This is a genomic window from Chromobacterium sp. LK11 (assembly GCF_001043705.1).
Classification (GTDB): Bacteria; Pseudomonadota; Gammaproteobacteria; order Burkholderiales; family Chromobacteriaceae; genus Chromobacterium; species Chromobacterium alkanivorans.
Genome location: NZ_LDUR01000035.1, coordinates 25,232 through 45,844, shown reverse-complemented (window position 1 = coordinate 45,844; position 20,613 = coordinate 25,232). Strand labels below are relative to the sequence as shown.

Genomic DNA, 20,613 nt, shown 5'->3' with positions numbered 1-20,613 from the left:
GCGATGACCACCGCCAAGCTCGCCGCCGTCCTGCTGTCCGCCGTCCTGGGCGGACTGACGGCCTGTTCCACCCCCAGCACCATCGCGCTGCCGGACGCCAAGACCGTGGAGGCGCGGCGGCTGGCGCTGCGCGACATCAGCCAATTGCCGCCGCCGCTCACCCGGGTGATGAACGGCGACACCCTGCGCATCGTCCGCGACGCGCAATCGCCGGCGGAGAAAGACGAGATGGCGCTGTTCTTCGTGCGTCCGGACGGCAGCTTTTCCTATCCCAACGCCGGCCTGGTCCGCGGCGGCGGCCGCACGCCGGAGGAGATAGGCGCGGAGATCACCGAGCGGCTGTCCGCGCTGTACCGGCAACCGCAGGTCACCGTCAACATCGCCATCGCCCCGGGCAACCGCGTTTTCGTCGGCGGCGCGGTGCGCAATCCTTCCGCCTTCGAACTGAGCGCCGCCGCCAGCATCGAGCAGGCGGTGATAGGCGCAGGCGGCGTGCTGCCGTCCGCCGACAGCGAGCACGTGGCGCTGCTGCGCATGGACGAGACCGGCTTGTACCAGATCTATTTCACCGACCTGGCGCGGATGCTGGACCCGGCCGCCGGGCGGCGCGGGGTGATGCTGCAGCGCGGCGACATCGTATTCGTGCCCAAGTCCGCCATCGGCCAGGCGGTGGAGGGCGTGGACATGTACGTCAACCAGCTGCTGCCCTTCTCCAAGGCGATAGGCATAGGCCTGAATTACGACCTGGGCGGCAAGGGCAGCAACAACGTCAACATCCAGAACAACCCCACCATCAAGGCCGGCGGTTAGCCCCTGGTCCGCACCGGCGACAGCGACATGATAGAAATCCGCTCCTTCCGCGATCTGGCCCGCCTGTTCTTCATCTTCCGGCGAGAGTTCAAATGGGCCTTCGCCGCCACCGTGCTGGTGGCGGCGCTGGGCGCCTTCCTGCTGCCGGCCCGCTACGAATCCGAGGCGCGGCTGCTGGTCAAGCCCGGCCGCGACACCAGCACCCTGCCCATCGAATACGCCGACCGCCCGACGCTGGTGGCGCCCAGCACCCAGCGCGACCCCATCGTCGACGAGGAAAAGCTGCTCACCGGCCGCCCCATCATCCACCAGGTGGCCGACTACTACCTGAACGAGATGCGCTCGCCGCCGCCGCAAGGCTGGTGGAAAACCTTCAAGTACCGGCTCAAGCAGGCGGCCGGCGCGGCGCTGGACGGCGCGCGCGACGCGTTGGCCCTGATCGGGGTGGTGGAAACGCAGACTCCACGGGAGCGGCTGGCCGCCAAGCTGGAAAAGCAATTCAGCGTCAGCCACCAAAGCGGCTCGGCGGTGATGGAGATCGCCTTCAGCTGGGACGATCCGGCGGTGGCGCAGCAAGTGCTGGCCAAGTGGCTGGCGCTGTACATCGACGAGCGCAGCCGCGCGCTGGGCCGCAAAAGCCTGTACGCGTTTTACGAAACCGAGAGCGGCAAGCTGGCCGAGCAGATCGCCGGCTACAAGGAGCGCATCGGCCAGCAGCTGCGCCAGATCGACGGCATCAGCTCCAAAGAACGGCTGGACAGCCTGACCGACCAGCTCAACAAGCTGGAGGCGGCGCGCAGCGCCGATCAGGCGGACTGGATGGCGGCGCAGGGCGGCATCGCCAACGCCCAGGCCAGCGGCGGCAAGCTGCCGCGCGAAATCGTCAAGGAGCGCGAGTTGAGCCTGAACCCGGCGCAGCAGGACCTCAAGCTCAAGCTCAATGGCCTGGAGCTGGAGCGGCTGGACAAGCTCAAGACCTATCTGCCGGACGCGCCGCCCATCCGCGAGCTGGACGCAAACATCGCCGCGCTCAAGGCATTGATCTCGCGGGAAAAGGACACGGTGCAGCGCTCGGAAAACCGCGCGCCCAGCGACCTCGTCAATCTGCTGGAGCGCGGCAAACTGGAGCGCGGCATGCGCGCCGGCGAGCTGAAGGCCAAGGTGGCGGCTTACGACAAGGCCATCGCCGCGCTGAAGGACGAACGCGCGCGCATTCTCGGCGTGGAGCCGGAGCTGTCGCGGCTGGAGCGCAATCTGGCGGTGGCGGAAAAGAACTACCTGCTCTACCGCGACAGCCTGGAGAAGGCGCGCATAGACCGCGAGCTGGACAACAGCCGCATCAGCAATATCGCGGTGATCGAGCAAGCCACCTTCAGCCCGGCGCGGGTGTTTCCCAAGAGCCTGGCCATCCTGCTGGCCGCTGTGCCGGCCGGCCTGGCGGTGGGGCTGTTCGCGCTCTACCTGTGCTACCTGCTGGACCAGCGCATCCACGACGGCGGCGGCGTAGAGCGCCGTTTCGGCGCGCCGCTGTGGAGCACGCTGATGGAACTGGAGCCGGGCAGCGCCTCGCCGCCGGCTTTCGAGGCCAGCGTTTACCGTCTTTACAGCCAACTGCCGGCCGACAGGCTGGCGCGGGACGGCCTGGTTATCGGCCTGGCATCGTCGCGGCGCGGCGAGGGCGTCAGCTTCGTCGCCGGCCATTTCCTGCGCGCGCTGGCCGAGCGCGGCGTGCCGGCGCGGCTGGCCGACGGCGACGCGAGCGTCGGCGCCGGCGAGGTGGCGCTGATCGAGGCGCCGGCCCTGCTCGACAATCAGCAGGCCTTGGTGCGGCTGAAGCGCGCCGACCTGATCCTGCTGGTGGTGGAGGCGCGCGCCTCCACCGTGCCGGTGGTGGAAAACGCGCTGTCCATCCTCCGCACCGCGTTCAAGCAAGTCGACGGCATCGTGCTCAACCGCCGCCGTTTTGAAATCCCCGCCGCCGTGCTGAGACGCGCGGCGCGCTGGAAAGGAGAAAGCCGATGAAGATCGCCCTGCTGGCTCCGCTGCCGTCGGAGCAGAACGGCATCGCCGACTACGCCGCCGCCTGGCGTCGGGCTTTGGAAAACGAAGGCGTCAGCGTGATTGCGCCGCTGGACGGGCAACCGCTGGCGCGCAACGCGCTGGAACTGTCCTGGCAGATGCAGAAGGTGGATTGGCGGCGTTTCGACCTGGTGCACGCGGAATTGGGCGGCGGCCGCTGCGGCGAATTCATGGCGCTGGAGTGGCTGGCGCGCCATTGTCCGGAGCTGAGGCTGACCGCCACCGTCCATGATCCGGAGCGCCTGGTCTGGCGGCCGCCCGGCTTGCCGCGGTGGCTGCCGCGCCGGCTGGCCCAGGCCGCAGCCTTGCTGGCCGCTCCGCTGACGCTGGCGCGCGAGCGGCGGCTGGCCCGGCGCTTGACCCGGCTGGTGACGCTGACCTCCACCGGCGCGGAACGGCTGGCCCGGCGGATGCGGCTGCCGGACGGGCGGGTGTTCCACATTGCGCACGGCAACCGCGAAATCGCCGCCGAGCCGTTGCCGGCCTTGCCGCCGCAAGGGCCGCTGCGGCTGCTGTACTTCGGCTACATCTACCAGGGCAAGGGCATAGAAGACGTGCTGGACGCGCTGGCGCTGCTGCAGCAAGCGCCGGACACCCGCGACCGGGTGCGGCTGACCCTGGCGGGCGGCGTGGCGCCGGACGTCGCCTTCGGCCGTTCCGGCTCCTATCTGGAAGCCCTGCGCCAGCAGGCCATCTTGCTGGGCCTGCACCGGGACATGCTGGAGTGGCGGCCGGACCTGCCGGCGTCCGAGATCCCCGCGCTGATCCAGGCCAATCACGCCATGGTGCTGCCGTATCGGGAATCGTGGAAGCTGTCCTTGCTGGGCCGGATGTGCGGCGCCAGCGGCGCGCTGTCCTGGGCGGTGGCCTGCGGCCGCGGCGTGGTCTGTTCCGACGCGCGCGCGCTGGCGGAGGAAGCCTCCTTCGGCAACGGCGAGGTTTACGCCCGCGGCGACAGCGCGGCGCTGGCCCAGACGCTGATCAGCCTGCTGCGCCAGCCGGAGCGCTTGAGCCGGCACAGCGAGCAGGCGCGGGTCTTGGGCCGGGAACGCGCCTGGCCGCGCGTGGCGACGCAGTTTCTCCATTTGTTCCGGACCGCGCTGGGGGAGAGGGCGCATGGCTAGCGCGCGCGGCGCGGCGTCGTGTCGGCTGCTGGGCCTGGCTGCGGCGGCCCTGCTCATGGCCGCGGCCGGCCTGCGCGCCGAAACCACCGAGCTGACCGCCGGCCGGCCGGTGGTGTGGCGCGACTTTCTCGGCGTCAACGCGCATTTCCTGTGGTTCACGCCGCCGCAATACCAGCGCCAGATGCGGCAGCTCAAGGCGCTGGGCCTGAACTGGGTGCGGGTGGACCTGCACTGGGACCGCCACGAGCCCAAGGAAAACCAGTTCGTGTTCGCGCCGCTGGACCAACTGGTGGACGAACTGAAGGCGCAAAAGCTCAAATCGGTGTTCTACCTGGTGGGCTCGGCGCCCTTCGCCAGCAGCGCCTTGCCGCTGCTGGGCCCCAGCGACCAGTTCCCGCCCAAGGACGACAAGGTGTTCGCCAAGCGCATGGCCATGCTGGCGCGGCGCTATCCGGCGGTGGACGCCTGGCAGGTGTGGAACGAGCCCAATCTGCCCGGCTTCTGGCGGCCGCTGCCCAGTCCGGAAGGCTACGGCCGCTTGCTGCAGGCCAGCGCCGAAGCCTTGCGCGCCGCCGCGCCGGGCAAGCCGGTGGTGATGGCCGGCATGGCCTATTACAGCCAGATGCCGGTGCGCGGCGGCCTGATGCTGGAGGAGCTGGGCAAGAAGGGCACGCTGAACCTGAAAACCATCGTCGCCTACCACCCGTACAGCCAGCAACCGGAGGGCGACGATCCCAAAACGCGGGACTTCGTGCTGCGCGCGCAGCAGATCAACGCCCGGCTGCGCCAGGTCAAGGCGCCGGGCATCTGGGCCACCGAATGGGGCTGGTCCAGCTACGCCGGGCCCAAGGAGGAGCAGGACATCATCGGCCGCGACGGCCAGGCGGATTATCTATTGCGCCGGCTGGCGCTGATGAGCGCGCTGGACTACGACCGCGTCTTCTTGTTCGCGCTGTCCGATCTGGACCAGCGCGCCAGCGCGCGCGACCGCGGCTACGGCCTGCTGGATCTGGCCGGCAAGCCCAAGCCGGCCTACCAGGCCCTGGCGCGCTTCCTCGCCATCACCGGCCCGCGGCTGGAACCGGCGCCGCCGCCGCGCCTGGACGCCGCGCCGGACGGCCTGTACAGCATAGGCTGGCGCAAGCCGGACGGCGCGCGGCTGTGGATGTTCTGGAGCGCTAACGGCGGCGCGGCGCGCCTGCCCGGCGTCGCCCGCGCAACGCTGAGCCAACCCTTGAGCGGGAGCAGCGCCAAGCTGAGCGCCGCCGGCGACAGCCTTGGCGTGACGGTGAAGCCGCAGCTGCAAATCCTGGAGTGGCGAGAATGAAGCCGGCCTTCCCGCTCCCCCCGCTGTCCGCCGGCGGCTGTCCGCCGCTGCGCATCCTGTGGACCCTGCCTTATCTGCCCTGGCCCACCACCAGCGGCGGCAAGCTGCGCCAGTTCCAGCTGCTGCGCGCGCTGGCGGCGCGCGGCCACCGCATCACCTTGCTGGTGCAAAGCAAGGAGCCGGCCAGCGACGCCTGCCGCCGCCAGCTGGAAAGCATCGTCGAGCGGCTGATCGTGCTGCCGCGCCGCCCGCTGAAGCACCCGCTGACCCTGCTGGCCGCCGCGCTGGGCCCGTATCCGCTGCTGGCCAGCGTCAACGGCCTGTCGCCGGACCTGAGCCGCACCTTCGACGGCCTGTTGCGCCAGCGCTGGGACGTGGTGCAGATCGAGCACAGCTACGGCTTGCAGCCCTTCCTGGAAGCGCTGGACCGCCGCCGCCAGCCCTTTCTGCTGACCGAACACAATGTCGAATCCGAGCTGGGCGCGGCCACCTACCAACACCTGCCGCGCTGGTGCGCGCCCTTCGTGTGGTGGGACCGCTGGCGCTATCGGCGCTGGGCGGCCCTGGCGTTGAACGCCGCCGAACGCGTCGCCGCCGTCACCTGGGAAGACGCCGCGGCGATGGCCCAGCACAGCGGCCGGCTGGTGGACGTGGTGATCAACGGCGTGGACGCCGACGCCTTCGCCGAAGTCCGCCCGGACTACGCCAGCCAGCGTCTGCTGTTCGTCGGCAATTTCGAATACCCGCCCAACCGCGACGCCGCCGTCTGGCTGGCGGAGGAGGTGATGCCGCGGCTGTGGCGGCAGCTGCCGCGCGCGCGGCTGGCGATATGCGGCTACGCGATGCCGGAGGACTGGGCGCAACGCTGGCCGGACTCGCGGCTGGAGTGGCTGGGCTTTGTGCCGGAGCTGCCGGCGCAGCAGCGCCGCGCCGCCGCCTTCATCGCCGGCCTGCGCCAGGGCGGCGGCTCCAAGCTCAAGGTGCTGGAGGCGCTGGCCGCCGGCCTGGCGCTGCTGAGCACGCCGCAGGGCGCGTCCGGGCTGGACTTGCGGCCCGACAGCGACTACCTGCGCGGCGACGACGCCGAGCAGCTGGCGGAGGCGGCGGCCGCGCTGCTGAGCCGGCCGGAGCGCGCGGCCAGCCTGGGCGCGGCCGGGCGCGAATACGTGCGGCGGCGGCACGATTGGGCCATCGCCGCCGACCAGCTGGAAACCCTGTATCGGGAGCTGAGACATGCGCATCGGAATTGACTACCGCCCGGTCACCGCCGCGCCGCGCTCCGGCATCGCGCGGCAAGTGCTGGCGCTGGAGGCCGCGCTGGCGGCGCGGCCTAATGTGGAAGTGCTGCGCTTCACCGCCTGTCCGGCCGACCATCCCCACCGGCGGCTGGCCGAATGCCCGGCGCGGCCCAGCCCGACGGATGGCCTGCACCGCCCGCGCGAGCGCTGGCATTTCGAGTGCCGCTTCCTGCCGCAGGCCATCCGCGCCCGCCGGCTGGACCTTTACATCGCCACCGCCAACACCGGCCTGCCGCCCTGGCGCGCGCCCGGCGGCGTGCGCTACGCGATGCTGCTGCACGACGTGTTTCAGCTGACCCTGGACAACTACCACGTCAGCCTGTTGCGCGCGCTGGCTTATCGCGTGATCGACTGGGCCGGCACCGCGCGCTCCCTGCAGCGCGCCGACGCGGTCTGGACGCCGTCGCAATTCACCGCCGACGCCGCCGCGCGGCTGTTTCCGCGCCAGCGCGCCAAGCTGGCGCTGCTGCCCAACGCGGTGCCGCAGCCGGCCTCGCCGGCCGCGGCGCCGCCGGCCGCGCTGCCGGCGCGCTACTGGCTGGCGGTGGGCGCGCGCGAGCCGCGCAAGAACATGCCCTGGTTCGTCGAGCAATGGCGGAAGGCGCGCCAACGCCAGCCGGATCTGCCGGCGCTGGCGCTGGTGGCGCGGCCGGAAGACTTGCCGGCCGAGTTGCGGCGGCTGGACGGCCTGATCTGGCTCAACGATCTGGACGACGCCATGCTGAGCGCGGTGTACGCGGCGGCGGAGCGGCTGTGGCAGCCGTCCTACGCCGAAGGCTTCGGCCTGCCGGTGATCGAGGCGCTGGCGCAGGGCACGCCGGTGGCGGTGGCCACCGGGTCGGCGCTGGATGAGGTCGCGCCGCCGCAGGCGGCGCGCTTCGCCCCCAACGACGCCGGCGAACTGCAAGCCTTGATGCTTAGGCTGGCCGCGGCCGGGCCGGACGGCGACGTCGACGCCAATCGCGCCTGGGCGCGCCGCTACGATATGGACGCCTATCGCCGCCGCGTCGATCAACTGCTGGACCGGTTGCTGGCATGACGCCGCTGAACCGCGTGCTCGCCCTGGCCTGCGGGCTGCTGTTCGGCGGCCTGCTGGCCCTGCTCAGCCCGGCCGCCGCCGCGCTGGCGCTGGCCGCCGTCTGCGCCGGCGTCGCCGTGCTGCGCGCGCCGCTGCTGGGTCTGGTTTTGTTCGGCTTCGCCGCCACCCTGATGCCTTACACCACGGTGCAGTTGGGCGTGCGCGTCACCGTGTCCGAGGCGCTGCTGGGCCTGGCCTGGCTGGGCGCGCTGCCGCGATTGGCCGTCGGCCTCCTGCAATGGCCGAGCGGCCGCGTCGAACGGCGGCTGCTGTGGCTGATGGCCTTCAGCCTGCTGCCGTTTCTGGCCGGCCAGCTGATGGTGCAGGCCGACGGCAACGGCCCGGTCAACTGGGCGCGCTGGCTGCTCAATCTGTCCGCCCTGTTCCTGGCGCCGCTGCTGCTGCCGGACGAACGCAGCCGCGACCGCCTGATCGTGATGCTGCTGCTGGGCACGCTGGCCATGCTGCTGCTGTCCATCGGCTACTTCCTCAAGGACCGCGACGCCAACAGCTTCATCCCGGTGCTGGAGAAGCTGCGCTACGCCCACCCGGAAGCGGTGCGCGACATCTTCTCCGCCAACTACACCCGCATGGCCTCGCCCTGGGTGCATCCCAATCTCACCGGCGGCGCGCTGGCGCTGTTCCTGCCGCTGGCCTTCTTCTACGGCCTGGCGCAGCGCGGCTGGCGCCGGTGGCTGGGCCTGGCGGTGGCCTTGCTGGGCGCGGCCGGCCTGTTGTTCAGCATCTCGCGCGGGGCCATCGTCAGCCTGGCGCTGGTCTTGCTGTGGCTGAGCTGGCGGCGCGCGCCGCACGCCGGCCGCATCATCGGCCTGGCCGCGGCGCTGGGCCTGGCTCTGGTCTTGTTCTACCCGCCCTTGCAAGAAAGGCTGGCCACCACTTTCTCCGCCAGCAACGCCAGCACCGAGGTGCGCATGGACGAATACCGCCGCTTCCCCGACGCGGTGCGCGCCTATCCGCTGGGCCTGGGTTTCAAGGTGGACCCGCCACCGCCGGACAGCGGCCTGCTCGGCATCTCCAATCTGTGGCTCAACTTCGTCTACAAGCTGGGCGCGCCCGGCATGCTGCTCTTCGTCGCCGTCACCGTCGCCTGGTGGCGCGAGGCGCGGCCGCGCGGGCCCTTGTCCGCGCTGGACCCGGAGCGCGCGATCTGGCTCGGCACTCTGTCCGGCCTGCTGGCGGCGCTGCTCACCGGCCTGTTCGACCACTACTACAGCTTCACCATGGTGCTGATCGGCCTGTTCTGGCTGCTGATGGGCGTCAATCTGCAAGCGGCGCGCCGGCTGGCCGGCCGCGGAGACCCGCTATTGACCCCCATCGCGCCGGCAGGCTCCGCGCCACTCGATCCGAAAGCGAAACCGCGATGAACCCGACCGATCTTCCCCCCGCGCCGCCGGCGCTGACGCTGCGCCATCGCATCCACCACAGCTGCGCGCTGCGCGAGCGGCTGGCCGGCTACGCCGCGCGCCTGGGCGAGCCGACGGCGGAGCTGGCCGCCGCCTACGACTGGATGCTGGCCAACAACGTGGCCTTCGAGGAGGGCGACGCCGCCGAACCGCGGGTGTCCATCGTTTCCGTGGATATGGAAAGCCGCATCCCGCACCCGCTGGCGCGCCGCTTCTACGCCATGCTGCGCGACGAAATCCCCACCCAGCTGGTGCCGCGCTACGGCCTCAACTGGCCCACTTTCAAGGACCGTTGGCTGCGCGCCTGGGAGCAGTGCTACAACATTCTGATCAACAAGCTGCCGTCCCACCACCTGCGGCTGGCCTGGCTGCGCCTGGGCGGCGCGCGCATCGGCAAGGGCTCCAGCGTGTGGCGCAATACCGAGGTGCTGGGCGTCAACAATCTGGTGATAGGGGAGGACAGCTGCGTGGCCTGGCATTGCCTGCTGGACGCCCGCGCCGGGCTGATCATCGGCGACCACGTCGCCGTCGCCTCCTACGCCAAGATCATCGCCGGCAGCCACGACCTGAGCGCGCCGGAGTTCTGGTCGGTGTCGGCGCCGGTTTACATCGATGACTACGCCTGGATCGCCACCGGCGCGCTGATCGGCCACGGCGCGCGCATCGGCCGCGGCGCGGTGGTCACCGCCAACACCGTGGTGGGCAAGGAAGTGGCGCCGTACAAAATCGTCGGCGGCAGCGGTGCCAAGCCCATGGGCGAGCGGCCGCGCGATCTCAACTACAAGGTGGGCGGCAAGGGGCTGTTCACGCTATTCCACTGATGACATTGAAGTCATGTTCGGTCCCGCCGCCTTACTGACCCTGGCCACGCTGGCCGGCTTGCTGGCCGGTTTCGCCCGCGAGTGGCTGCTGGTGGTCGCCTGGGGCGCCGGCGGCCGCAGCGACGCCTTCCTGGTGGCGATGTTCCTGCCGGAAGCCTTGCGCACCCTGCTGGCCGGCGGCCTGCTGTCCGCCGCGCTGCTGCCGCTGTGGCAAGCGCAGGCGTCGGAGCGACGCGGCGCCTGGCTGGCCGGCCAACTGCGCCATTGGCTGGCCGTGGGCGTGGGCCTGGCCGCGCTGCTTAGCCTGGCCGCGCCGTGGCTGACGCGGGCGCTGGCGCCCGGCGTCGACGCCGTTCACGCCGAACAGGCCGCCGCCGCGCTGCGCTGGCTGGCCTGGCTGACGCCCGGCCTGCTGGCCCAGGCGGCGCTGGCGGCGCCGCTGCAAGCCCAGGGCCGCTTCCTGCTGGCCGGGCTGGGTTCGCTGTTGTTCAATCTGCCGGCGGTGTCCTACCTGTACTGGGCCGGGCCGGCCGCGACGGAGGCGACGCTGGCGCAATGTTTTCTGGCCGGCAGCGGGCTGATGGCCACCGCGCTGCTGCCCGGCAACTGGCGGCAGGGCTGGCGGCCCTGGCTGCGCGCCGGCCGCGGCGAAGTCGGCCAAGCCTGGCGGCAGCTGTGGCCCTTGCTGGCCAGCGGCGCGGCCAGCCAGGGTCTGGGCTTGCTGGAACGCATGGCCGCCTCGCTGCTGGGGGAGGGGACGATTACCCTGCTGAATCTGGCGCGCAAGCTGATCAATCTGCCGTTGATCGCGCTGATGAGTTTGAACCAGGTGTTGTTGAGCAAGATGAGCGGCGCGCTGGGCGCGGACCGGCGGCGGCTGCTGGACCGCGGCCTGGCCGCCTGCACCCTGCTGACCCTGCCGGCGGCGGCGGGTTTGATCGGCGCTGCGCCGGCGCTGGTGGCCTTGTTGTTGCCGGCCGGGCTGGCGGCGAGCCGCCTGCCGCTGCTGCTGGCGCTGTACGCGCCGGGCATCGTGTTCGGCGCCTGGAACGCGCTGCTGGCGCGCTATTGCTACGCCGGCGGCGACACCCGCGGGCCGATGTTGCTGGAGCTGGCCGGCAGCGCGTTGAGCGCGGCGTTGCTGCTGACGCTGCCGCGCTGGCTGGGCCTGCCCGGCCTGGCCTTGGCCGCCTTGGCCGGGGTGTGGCTGACCGGCGGCCTGCTCGCCGCCCGGCTGGGCCGGGGTTTGCCGTCAAGGCTGGCGCGTCAGGGCCTGGCGGCGTCCGCGCCGCTGCTCGCCGCCGGCCTGCTGTTGTTTCCGCTGCGCGGCTTCGGCCCGTGGCCGCAACTGGCGTTGGCCGCTGTGGCCGGTACTGCGCTTTTGCTGGTTCTGGGTTGGCGTCTTAGAGCCGGTTCATGATCTTTCCTGATTTGAAGTATTGGCCAAAGCATTGAATCCGCTGCGCGGATGATGATTAAGGGCCGGTTCCACCGTGACCGAGCGAGGCAAGCGCAGCGTCGCGAGGGAATAAAACGGAAAGGGAGATTTGCGCGGCCAAATCTCCCTGTCACTGAGCGAATCAAAGATTCGCACGTAGTCCCCTAAAGGCCGCCCTGCAAGCCTGGCCTACGGCTTCCCGCCGGTTCCCGTCAGGCCCGAGGCGCGGCTGAACTCTCTACGTGCGAATCTTTGATTCGCTCAGTGATGGCGCGCTACCGTCGCGCTGCTCGAACAGGCAGCCGCTTAAGACCTCGGGCCTGCCACCCGTCGGCAGGCTTGAAGGGAGTGGGGGCGCGTCGAATACGAGGTTTCCAGCGTATCTACGCAACGCCTCGACGTACTTAACAAAGACCGTGAACAGGTCTTAGGCGGAAATGGGCGAGCACAGCTCCAACAGCAGCCCATCCGGACAACGCAGATGGGACACCGTCTGGCCCCAGGGCTTGAGCGACGGCGCTTGCAGCTCGGCGGCGCCGTGGCGCAAGGCCTGGGCGTGCGCGTGGGCCACGTCGTCGGTCACCAGCGCGATCTCCATGCCCAGCGGCAGCGGCGAGGCGTCCGCCGCCACATAGCCGTCCGGCAAATTCATCCGGCCCAGCGGGTGGGCGGCGAAAGCCAGCGCGGTGGCGCCGGTGTCCAGCTCGCCGTAATCGCCGGATTCGTGCAGGAAGCGGCGCTTCAGGCCGAAGGCGTTTTCAAAGAAGGCCAGCGAGGCGGCGACGTCGGAGACGTAGAGAATGGTGTAGCCGAATTGCATGGAAAACTCCTAGACAGGGCTTGCGATTGGCATGCAATCTAACACGAACGTCGGCGGAAAGTGGAGGGTTGCGCCGCAATGGGAAGCTGTCCGTCGCGGCGCGGGAACGGCGCTCAGGCTTGCCGGATCTTGGCGATGTTGCGGTTGATGTCATGGCGCAGGCTGGCGGCGAAACGCTGCAGAGTCTCTGCGCTGGCTTGCTGAGAGTGTTGGGAGAAGAAGGTGTCCGGATCATCGAACACGCCGAAGTCCTGCATCACTTTCTCTTTCTGGATATAGGTGTGGTTGCCGCCTTTCCAGTCGATGTCAGGCTGTTGCAGATTGGGGGTGGCCACTCCGTAGCCGGAAAAGCTGCCGCTCACCTCGGAGAACTTGCGTTGCAAGGCTTGCAGATAGGGCTGGTCCAGGATCAGGCCCTCCAGCTGATACCAGTTGTCGCCGAAATAGACCTCCGCCCAGGTATGCATGATTTCTTCCGGCATCACTTGGTAGACCTCGCCTTCCATGATGCCGGACTGCATCGACTTGTGGATGGTGGCGCCGTGCAGGCGGCAGGGGTGGCCCACCGCGCGCAACAGGGCCATGAACAGAATCGCCTTGGTGTTGCACTGACCATAGCCGTCCAGCAGGATTTTGGAGGCGGGGGTGGTGTCCCGCTCACTGAAGCCGAAGCGGATATGGTCGCGGACGAAATTGTAGATGGCGGTCAACTGCGCGTCCGGCGTCAGCGTGCGCCAGGATTGCGCGTCCAGCAATTGCTGGATGGCCGGGTGGCTGAAATCGAGCAGCGGGGTTTCTTGCAGATAGCGTTGCATTGCCGTGGGCTCCATGTGTGGCAGGAGCGTCCACTTTAGGAAGGCACCGGCTTGGGCGCTTTCAAGAAACCGCTGACATTGCGCACCATGCTGGGCGGAATGCCGATCAAGCGTCGGCAGGTGGCGGAGAGGTGGGACGGGGTGTCGAAGCCGGCGTCCAGCGCCGCGGCGGATACCGAGTTGTGCTGGGCGACGGCGCCGAGCGCGTCGAGCAGCTGCTGGAATAGCAGATAGTGCTTCAGCGTGCCGCCGGTCTGCTGTTTGAACAGGTGGGACAGGCGGCTGGGAGACAGGTGAATTTGGCGCGCCAAGTGCCGGATGGAGCGCTCGTCGGCCGGAGAGCGGCGGATCCGCGCCAGCACGCCGCGCAGGCGGCCGTCGCTGGGCGCATGGCCGGCGAGCCGCGGGTCCAGCCCCAGTTGCTTGAGAACGCCCCGCCAGTGGCTGTGATAGCAGGATCGGCAGGCGGCCGCGGTCATGGCGGCGAAGCGCGCGGCCAGCGCCCGCGTCAGCGGCTCCGGCAGCACCGCATAAGTTTGCCGCGCCGGCAGGTGGTGCGCCTTGAGCTCGCGCCACAGCCGGGAGGTGTGGTCGATCAGCAGCAGCGCGTGCAAGCCGTCCTTGCCGTAAAACGCGTGTTCAACGCCGCCGTCCAGCAGCAGGCCGCGACAGGCGACGGTGTCCGATCCGATGCGGACGCTCAGCGTGCGCGCGGGGTCCGGCTCCAGGCACAGCATCAGGTGGGCGTAATGGTGGGTGTGGGTCTCGGCGTGAATGCGCTGGCCTATCACCAGCAGGTGGTCGTCGGCCTGGAAGATGTGATCCATGTCGGCGTCTCCGCGTGGGGTATCCCGGACAGCTTAACGCAGCTGTCGCAGCATGTCGGCGCATTGCACGACCTGAGCGTACTCGCCGTCTAGATTGGCCAGCGCCATGGCGTGCACTTCGTCGGCACGGCGCGGGGTGCCGGCGTAGTCCACCTTGTCGAAGGCGAAGCAGGCGTCGGCGGCCACCAGGGTGTGGAAGCCGAGGTTGCCGGCGCTGCGGGCGGTGGCTTCCACCGAGTTGTTGGTGCTGACGCCGACGATGAGCAGCTGTTCGATGCCGCGCACGCGCAGCCAGCGTTCCAGGCCGCTGTGGGCGAAGGCGTCCGGCACGTTCTTTTCCATCACGTGTTCGCTGGCCAGCGGGGCCAGCGCGGGTTGGAATTCGACGCCGGGCTGGCCGGGCCAGAACGGCGAGCCCGGGGTGCGGGAGATGTGGCGCACATGGACCAGCGGCGCGCCGGCCTGGCGCCAGGCGGTCAGTAGTTGGGCGATATTGGCTTCGGCCTGGGGGTTGTTGCGCGGGCCGGCTTCGGGGCGGCTCATGCCTTGTTGCATGTCGATGATGATGAGGGCGGGGGCGGTGTGCATGGCGGGGATGCCGGGGTCATGGCGGGGGTTTAGTGTAGCAGGGGAGGTGTGGGTGTGCCGATGGCTTGGGATCGGTTTTGTGGAGGGGTTACGGTCTTTAGATAACTTTGTGCTTGGAGAGAGTTGTTTTGTTGAATCCGCTGCGCGGATGATGTTTTTGGTGCCGCTTTCCGCGCGGCGAACGGGGAGGGGGCGGGCCGCCGCCCCCTTCCATCCCCCCTCGTCCCCCAGGACGCGAAACCCCGAAGAAAAAGGGGCCTGCAAGGCGCGGCTGAACTCGCGATTTGCTAACGTCAAATCGCTCAAACAAAGCAGCCGCTTAAAACCTTGCAGACCCCTTTTTCTCCGGCGCGCCCCGAGGGGACACTTGGTCGCTACACGAGGTGGTTTTTTTTTGAAAAGAAAGAGTGATTTAGCTTCGTTAGTTATTTCTGTGGGTAACTGTCCAGTTTGACCCTGCCTGTGGATATCTAGGGCAAATCAAGAAGAAAGCACGTATCCGATGCGCCCTGGGTCCCTTCAAGCCTGCCGTCGGGTGGCAGGCCCGAGGTCTTAAGCGGCTGCTTGTTCGAGCAGCGCGACGTTAGCGCGCTGCGAGTTCAGCCGCGCCTCGGGCCTGACGGGTCCCGGCGGGAAGCCGTAGGCCAGGCTTGCAGGGTGGCCTTTAGGAGTGGAGAGGATATTTGGCCAAGCAAATATCCTCTCCCTGCTCGCCGGGCAGCCCCGGCAATGAAAATCATCATCCGCGCAGCGGATACAAAACCCACCTACCTAGCCAAAGCAACCACCCCACCTTGACCCCGCCCGCCCCCTCGGCAACAATCCCCACGTTGCCGCCAAAACAAGCGGCACACGGGATTGGCGTCCCGTAATCACTGTTAACTTGCTTGCGCAGACCTCTGCGCAAGCTGCTTTTCCATGGTCGTGCCATTCGGCAGGCGCATGGTGGGAGAGTGCTATGCACTCGCCGGGTTAACAGTGTCCGGTACGCCAATCCTGCCACGCGCCTGCCTAATACCTCAGCCTTGCCCGGCAGGTGGTTTATCTTGTGTCACAGCAGGAGAAACACCATGCAACATCCTCAAAACTTTCCCCGTCGCCGCCGTTACAAACTGCACTCGCTGGAGCAACAGGAAGCGCTGCTGCCCTTCGTCCGCTTCTGCCCCGGCCGTACCTATGCGCATTACTGGCAGATGCCCGCGCCCAGCAAGGACTACCCCGCAGACCACGCCTACGGCCGCGAATGCGCGGCCCACCTGCTGCAATGGCTGAAGGACAATCGGGAATACGTCGGCAAAGGCCTGCTCAGCCGCGTCGCGCGCGACATCGATTTTGACGACCGCGATGGACGCGGCCAGTGGATGGGTTTCTTCAACTATCTGGAAATCATCATGCTGCTGGGCGCGGACCGGGTCCGGGTCTACCGCCATGTCGATAGCCAACACCAGCTCTACCTGGCGCTGGGACAACGGCTCAAGCTGGAAGCGCGCTTCCGCCGCATCCGCCTGCGCAATCGCTGACCTCGGCTGGTGGGTATCGCTGCGCTCCACCCACCCTACGGCGAGAGGTTGGGTCGGGCGGGCTTGTAGGGTGGGTGGAGCCGTAGGCGATACCCACCAAATCCCGCCACCAAACTTGGCCATCGAATACCCATCAATCCCGCCACGTTTCCGCGTGGGTATCGCAGCGCTCCACCCACCCTACGGCGGGAGATTTGTAGGGTGGGAGGAGCCGCAGGCGATACCCACCAAACCCCGCCACCAAACTTGGCCATCGAATACCCATCAATCCCGCCACGTTTCCGTGTGGGTATCACTGCGTTCTACCCACTCTACGTGAGGTGGATTGGTAGGGTGGGAGGAGCCGTAGGCGATACCCACCAAACCCCGCCACCAAACTTGGCCATTGAATACCCATCAATCCCGCCACATGTCCGCGTGGGTATCGCTACGCTCCACCCACCCTACGGCAGGCGGATTGGTAGGGTGGGAGGAGCCGCAGGCGATACCCACCAAACCCCGCCATCGAGACCCAAAGATCAATTCCGCCGCATGTCCGCGTGGGTATCGCTACGTTTCATCTACCCTGCGGAGGCCTTCCTGATCCGCGCGGTTAAACCGTCTCAATCTCCCCGCAGCTGCTCGCTGCCCACGCCGCACTCCTGCTTCAGGAAAGCGTAGCCGGCCGGCGTGATCCGCAAGGCGCGGCTGTCGCTGCGGCGCTCGGTCAGGCCGCGCTGCAAAAAGGCCTGGCACAGGGCCGCGCCCAGGCTGCCGGCGATGTGGTCGCGGCGCTCGCTCCAGTCCAGGCAAGCGCGCGCCAGCGGCCGGCGCGGGCGGGCGATGCCGGCCAGTTGAATGTCCAGCCGCGCCGCCAGCCAGTCCGCGCCGGCCGGCGTCACCGCGAACTCGCGCTCTTCAAGCCGTTGCAGCAGTTGCTGCTGTTGCAGGAAGTCGGCGACGGCGATGCCGAGCCGGCCGGCCAGGTGGTCGTAGCAGCTGCGCGCCAGACGGATGTCGGCGTTGCCCTTGGGGCGCACCGCGGTCCGGCTTTCGCCGGCGGCGGCGGACAGCGCTTCCAGCGCGTGGGCGATGGCCGGGCTGGCCAGGCCGTAATAGCGGTGGCGGCCGCGCTGTTCCACCCGCACCGCCTGGCCGTGCAGCAGCTTGGCCAGATGGTTGCTGGCCGCTTGCGGCGACAGGCCGGCGGCCTGGGCCAGATCGCTGGCCGGGTAGAGGCGGCCGTCTTGCAACAGCAGCAGCATCAGCGCGCGGCCGGGGTCGGCCAGCAGGCTGGCCAGGCGGCTGATGTCGGGTATGCGGTCCTGCGGGGTGGCAAGCATGGTTCATCCTCGGCTGAAACTTTGGCGGGCGCCGTCGGCTACGATAAACCCATCGTCAAGTTGGAACAAGGAGCGGGAAGTGGAGGATTTGCTGGACTATTTGCGTGCCCATTTTCTGGCGGAGCCGGAGCTGTTGGCGCGCAGCGGCGTGAGCCTGGAAACCTTGCGCGGCTGGCAGCGGGCCGGTGCGGCGCCGTGGCCGTCCTACCGGCTGACGCTGGCCGGCGAGGCGGCGTCCTGCATGGGCGTGGCAGCGCTGAGCGCGGAGTCGGCCTGGTATCCGCGGGGCATGCTGTGCTGGCTGGGGCAGGCGCTGGCTTGGGACGGCGATCCGGAGCGTCTGCGCGCCGGCTTTGAGCGGGAGTGGCGCGCGGGGCTGGCGGCGCTGGAGCTGCCGCCCGCCGAGGCGGACCTGCCGGCGGCGTGGCGGGATTTCCTGGCCGGCGGCTACGGGGTGTGCACCCGCGACGGCTTGCCGGCGCAGATCGCGCAGAAGGAGGCGCTGGTGTCCTTGATCGACGCGCTGACCGAGCGCCAGAGCCGGTCCGGGCTGGAGCCGGCGCAGCGTGAGCGACTGGCGCGGGCTGTGGCTTGGCTGGACGCGGTGGCGGCGCCGTTTGCGCCGCATGAGCGGGCGGCCAGTTCGAGCGCCCGCTGCGTCGAGTTGACGCGGCGGCTTTACCTGATGGAGGCGGCATGAGCGCTTGGCCCTCGGACCCGCTGGCGGCGGTGGTCCACGCCCACCCTTATCCCTATTACCAGGATTTGGCGCAGCGGCGGCCGCTGTATTTTGACGCCGGCCTGGGCCTGTGGGTGGCCGCAGGCCACGCGGCGGCGCAGGCGGTGTTGGCCTCGGCGGCATGCCGGGTGCGGCCGCTGGAGCAGCCCGCGCCGCCGCCGCTGGGCGATGGCGGCTTGGCGCGGACTTTCTGTCTGTGGGCGCGGATGAGCGAGGCGCCGCGCCATCCGGCGCTGAAGGCGGCCTTGAACCACGCCTTGGCGACGGTGGCGGGCGCGGAGGCCGGGCGCTTGGCTGAAAGCCTGGCGCGGGACTGGTTGGTGCGCGAGCCGCTGAGCGGCGGCTTGCTGGACCGGATGGCGCAGGGCCTGCCGGTGCTGACGCTGGCCGGCTTGCTGGGGCTGGAGGTGGAAGATGCGCCGGCGCTGGTGGCGGAGGTGGCGGCCCTGGCGCAAGCGCTGGCGGCGGATGCCGACGCCAAGGCGCTGGCGCGAGGGGAAGCGGCTTTGGAGGCCTTGCGGGCGCGGGTCGGCGCGGCCTTGCCGCGGGCCGGCGGCCTATTGGCTGCGCTGCGGCATGCACTGGAGCCGGACGAGGCGGCGCTGACGGCGAATGTGATCGGTCTGTTGTTTCAAAGCCTGGACGCCGGCGCCGGCCTGTTCGCCGCCGCGGTCTGGCATCAGGCCCAGGGCCGGCCGCTGGAGGCGGGCGCGGCGGCGGAATGGGCGTGGCTGGCCTTGCATGATCCGGTCTTGCACAACACTCGCCGTTTCGCCGAGGGGGGCTGGCGTCACGGCGGCCAGACGGTGCCGGCAGGCGCTTCCATCTTGGTGGTGCTGGCCGCGGCGGCGCTGGACCCGGCCGGGCCGGGCGAGGCCTTGATGTTTGGAGCCGGCCGGCATGCCTGTCCGGGCCAGGCGCTGGCGATGGAGATCGCCCGCGGCGGCCTGGCGGCCTTGGCGGCGGCGCGGCCGGATTGGCAAGTTTTGACGGCGGCGGCGCATTTTCGCCGGCTGCCCAACGCGCGGGTGCGCATCTATGGCGATAAAGGGAGAACGGAATGATTGCGGTGATTTTCGAGGTGGAGCTGGCCGAGGGCGGCCGGGACGGCTATCTGGGCTGGGCCGAGCGTTTGGGGCGGGAGCTGGCGACGGCGGACGGTTTCTTGTCCATCGAGCGCTTCGTCAGCCTGAACCGGCCGGACAAAATGCTGTCCTTGTCGTTCTGGCGCGATGAGGAGGCGGTGACGGCCTGGCGGCGGCTGGAGCCGCACCGCGCGGCGCAGCGGCAGGGCCGGGAGGCCTTGTTCGCCGATTACCGGCTGCGGGTGGCGGCGGTGTTGCGGGATTATGGGATGTTCGAGCGGGAACAGGTCCCTGATGGCGTCAGCCCAGGGTCGGGTTCAAGGCCTTGATCACGTAGAGATCAAAGCGGGTGGACTTGCCGTCCAGCACCGCGGACGGCTTCACGCCCTCGATGGCCGCGCCCAGCCGCGGCCGTTTCACCACCACGCGGTTCTTGGCCGCGGCGATGGCGGCTTGCAGCAGCGCGGCGCTGTCCAGGTCGTCGCCTATCACCTGCTGGAAAGCCTGCATGTCCTTCTTGGCGGCGGCGCTTTTCTTGTCGGTGTCCGGGAACATCGGATCGACGAAGACCACGTCCGGACGCTCGGCCTCGTTTAGCGAGGCCAGCCAGGCGATGGAGCTGGCGTGCACCAGATGCATGCGCGCGGCGATGTCGGCGGTGTCCGGGTGGCCGGCGGCGCGTTCCAGCGCGTCGGCCAGCAGCGCGGCGGCCACCGGCGAGCGCTCCACCAGGGTGACGCGGCAGCCCAGGCCGGCCAGCACGAAGCTGTCGCGGCCCAGTCCGGCGGTGGCGTCCACCACATAGGGCAGTTCCTTGGCGCCTTTCAGGCCTATGGCCTTGGCCACCGGCTGGCCGCGGCCGCCGCCCTGTTCGCGCCGATGCTTGGCCGCGCCTTCGACAAACTCCGCATACACCGCGCCGTGCTTGCCGGTGGTCAGCAGTTCCAGCCGTTCCGCGCCCAGTTCCAGCCAATAGCCTTGTTCCGGCCTTTGCTCCAGCAGCGGCAAAGCGAAGCGCTGGCTCAGCAGGCGGGCGGCGTCCAGGCGGTCGGGACGGGCGCAGTACAGCGGGGTGGCGGGCATGGCAAATCCTCGGATGGGCGAACGGCGGACGAACGATACGGGATGGCGTGGGCGAGGGCAAGCCGGAGCTTGCTTTATATGTTGAACAAATATCACGCGTGCTACGTATTTGCACTTAGCTTACTTCGCGTGAGGAACAACTATTTTTTAAAGAGGGGCTTCTTCGCCGCGTTTGACAGCTTTTGTCAGTTTTTCGGCTGCCTGGTTTGTTAAGTTGTCGCGGCTAGTTTTAATTTGGAATTATTTTATTGTCATTTCTTTTTGCTTTGATACAGGTTCTAATCCGCTGAGCAGCTTTTGGAATGCAGTCGCGGGCGGGGTTCGACCAGTGCTTTAAGCCGAAATGATCGGGAGAGCGTGATGAGTTGGTGGAAATCAGCGGGGCAATCGCAAGGCAGTGACAAGAAGACACCGG

General features: G+C 68.9%; 19 protein-coding genes. 13 read left to right on the top strand and 6 right to left on the bottom strand.

Features of this window, described 5'->3' with window-relative positions; genetic code table 11:
* Nucleotides 1–3 precede the first annotated feature (3 nt).
* The 9 genes from VK98_RS19110 to VK98_RS19070 are packed head-to-tail and all read left to right on the top strand — an operon-like array spanning nucleotide 4 to nucleotide 11,381.
* Entirely contained in the window at nucleotides 4–810 is an 807-nt protein-coding gene (locus VK98_RS19110) for a polysaccharide biosynthesis/export family protein (RefSeq protein WP_048415564.1), read from the top strand.
* A 27-nt stretch (nucleotides 811–837) separates the two neighbouring features.
* The gene (locus VK98_RS19105) at nucleotides 838–2,832 is read left to right on the top strand and encodes a lipopolysaccharide biosynthesis protein (protein WP_048415563.1); all 1,995 of its coding nucleotides are present in this window, start codon (nucleotides 838–840) and stop codon (nucleotides 2,830–2,832) included.
* Entirely contained in the window at nucleotides 2,829–4,013 is a 1,185-nt protein-coding gene (locus VK98_RS19100; protein ID WP_048415562.1) for a glycosyltransferase, read from the top strand. Before VK98_RS19105 ends, VK98_RS19100 begins: the two co-directional genes overlap by 4 nt.
* On the top strand, nucleotides 4,006–5,340 hold the full coding sequence (locus tag VK98_RS19095; RefSeq protein ID WP_053077489.1) for a cellulase family glycosylhydrolase: 1,335 nt from the start codon (nucleotides 4,006–4,008) through the stop codon (nucleotides 5,338–5,340). Before VK98_RS19100 ends, VK98_RS19095 begins: the two co-directional genes overlap by 8 nt.
* Nucleotides 5,337–6,590, top strand: a complete 1,254-nt coding sequence (locus tag VK98_RS19090) for a glycosyltransferase (protein WP_197083108.1) — start codon at nucleotides 5,337–5,339, stop codon at nucleotides 6,588–6,590. The genes VK98_RS19095 and VK98_RS19090 overlap by 4 nt, the downstream gene beginning before the upstream one ends.
* Nucleotides 6,574–7,677 carry a glycosyltransferase family 1 protein gene (locus VK98_RS19085; protein WP_048415561.1) on the top strand — a complete coding sequence of 368 codons (1,104 nt, stop codon included), beginning with the start codon at nucleotides 6,574–6,576 and terminating at the stop codon, nucleotides 7,675–7,677. The genes VK98_RS19090 and VK98_RS19085 overlap by 17 nt, the downstream gene beginning before the upstream one ends.
* Nucleotides 7,674–9,101, top strand: coding sequence for an O-antigen ligase (locus VK98_RS19080; RefSeq protein WP_197083107.1), 1,428 nt, complete (start codon nucleotides 7,674–7,676; stop codon nucleotides 9,099–9,101). The genes VK98_RS19085 and VK98_RS19080 overlap by 4 nt, the downstream gene beginning before the upstream one ends.
* On the top strand, nucleotides 9,098–9,961 hold the full coding sequence (locus VK98_RS19075; protein ID WP_197083106.1) for an acyltransferase: 864 nt from the start codon (nucleotides 9,098–9,100) through the stop codon (nucleotides 9,959–9,961). Before VK98_RS19080 ends, VK98_RS19075 begins: the two co-directional genes overlap by 4 nt.
* Before the next feature lie 13 nt (nucleotides 9,962–9,974).
* The gene (locus tag VK98_RS19070; RefSeq protein WP_048415560.1) at nucleotides 9,975–11,381 is read left to right on the top strand and encodes a lipid II flippase MurJ; all 1,407 of its coding nucleotides are present in this window, start codon (nucleotides 9,975–9,977) and stop codon (nucleotides 11,379–11,381) included.
* A gap of 445 nt (nucleotides 11,382–11,826) precedes the next feature.
* Here VK98_RS19070 and VK98_RS19065 read toward each other — a convergent pair whose 3' ends face one another.
* From VK98_RS19065 to VK98_RS19050, 4 genes are all read right to left on the bottom strand, one after another.
* A complete protein-coding gene (locus VK98_RS19065) occupies nucleotides 11,827–12,219 on the bottom strand; it encodes a VOC family protein (protein WP_048415559.1) in 393 nt (130 codons plus the stop codon).
* 113 nt (nucleotides 12,220–12,332) lie between these two features.
* The gene (locus tag VK98_RS19060; protein ID WP_048415558.1) at nucleotides 12,333–13,034 is read right to left on the bottom strand and encodes a transglutaminase family protein; all 702 of its coding nucleotides are present in this window, start codon (nucleotides 13,032–13,034) and stop codon (nucleotides 12,333–12,335) included.
* 35 nt (nucleotides 13,035–13,069) lie between these two features.
* Nucleotides 13,070–13,861 (bottom strand): AraC family transcriptional regulator, encoded by a 792-nt coding sequence (locus VK98_RS19055; protein ID WP_048415557.1) that lies wholly within the window; start codon nucleotides 13,859–13,861, stop codon nucleotides 13,070–13,072.
* Nucleotides 13,862–13,894: 33 nt separating this feature from the next.
* A complete protein-coding gene (locus VK98_RS19050) occupies nucleotides 13,895–14,449 on the bottom strand; it encodes a cysteine hydrolase family protein (protein WP_048415556.1) in 555 nt (184 codons plus the stop codon).
* Nucleotides 14,450–15,519: 1,070 nt separating this feature from the next.
* Between VK98_RS19050 and VK98_RS19045 the strand changes: the two genes are divergently transcribed.
* Nucleotides 15,520–15,969: a hypothetical protein gene (locus VK98_RS19045; RefSeq protein ID WP_048415555.1), complete on the top strand. Its 450-nt coding sequence runs from the start codon at nucleotides 15,520–15,522 to the stop codon at nucleotides 15,967–15,969.
* Nucleotides 15,970–16,571: 602 nt separating this feature from the next.
* Here VK98_RS19045 and VK98_RS19040 read toward each other — a convergent pair.
* Nucleotides 16,572–17,291, bottom strand: a complete 720-nt coding sequence (locus VK98_RS19040; RefSeq protein ID WP_048415554.1) for a helix-turn-helix transcriptional regulator — start codon at nucleotides 17,289–17,291, stop codon at nucleotides 16,572–16,574.
* 79 nt (nucleotides 17,292–17,370) lie between these two features.
* On the opposite strand from VK98_RS19040, the gene VK98_RS22965 reads away from it, so the two are divergent.
* Genes VK98_RS22965 through VK98_RS19025 form a run of 3 tightly spaced genes read left to right on the top strand, consistent with a single transcriptional unit; the run spans nucleotide 17,371 to nucleotide 19,444 of the window.
* Nucleotides 17,371–17,991 (top strand): DUF6058 family natural product biosynthesis protein, encoded by a 621-nt coding sequence (locus VK98_RS22965; protein ID WP_053077488.1) that lies wholly within the window; start codon nucleotides 17,371–17,373, stop codon nucleotides 17,989–17,991.
* A complete protein-coding gene (locus tag VK98_RS19030) occupies nucleotides 17,988–19,094 on the top strand; it encodes a hypothetical protein (RefSeq protein ID WP_048415553.1) in 1,107 nt (368 codons plus the stop codon). The genes VK98_RS22965 and VK98_RS19030 overlap by 4 nt, the downstream gene beginning before the upstream one ends.
* Entirely contained in the window at nucleotides 19,091–19,444 is a 354-nt protein-coding gene (locus VK98_RS19025; protein WP_048415552.1) for an antibiotic biosynthesis monooxygenase, read from the top strand. The genes VK98_RS19030 and VK98_RS19025 overlap by 4 nt, the downstream gene beginning before the upstream one ends.
* Here VK98_RS19025 and VK98_RS19020 read toward each other — a convergent pair.
* Entirely contained in the window at nucleotides 19,416–20,198 is a 783-nt protein-coding gene (locus VK98_RS19020; RefSeq protein WP_048415551.1) for a class I SAM-dependent methyltransferase, read from the bottom strand. The two genes, VK98_RS19025 and VK98_RS19020, sit on opposite strands and share 29 nt — an antisense overlap.
* Between the last annotated feature and the right edge of the window lie 415 nt (nucleotides 20,199–20,613).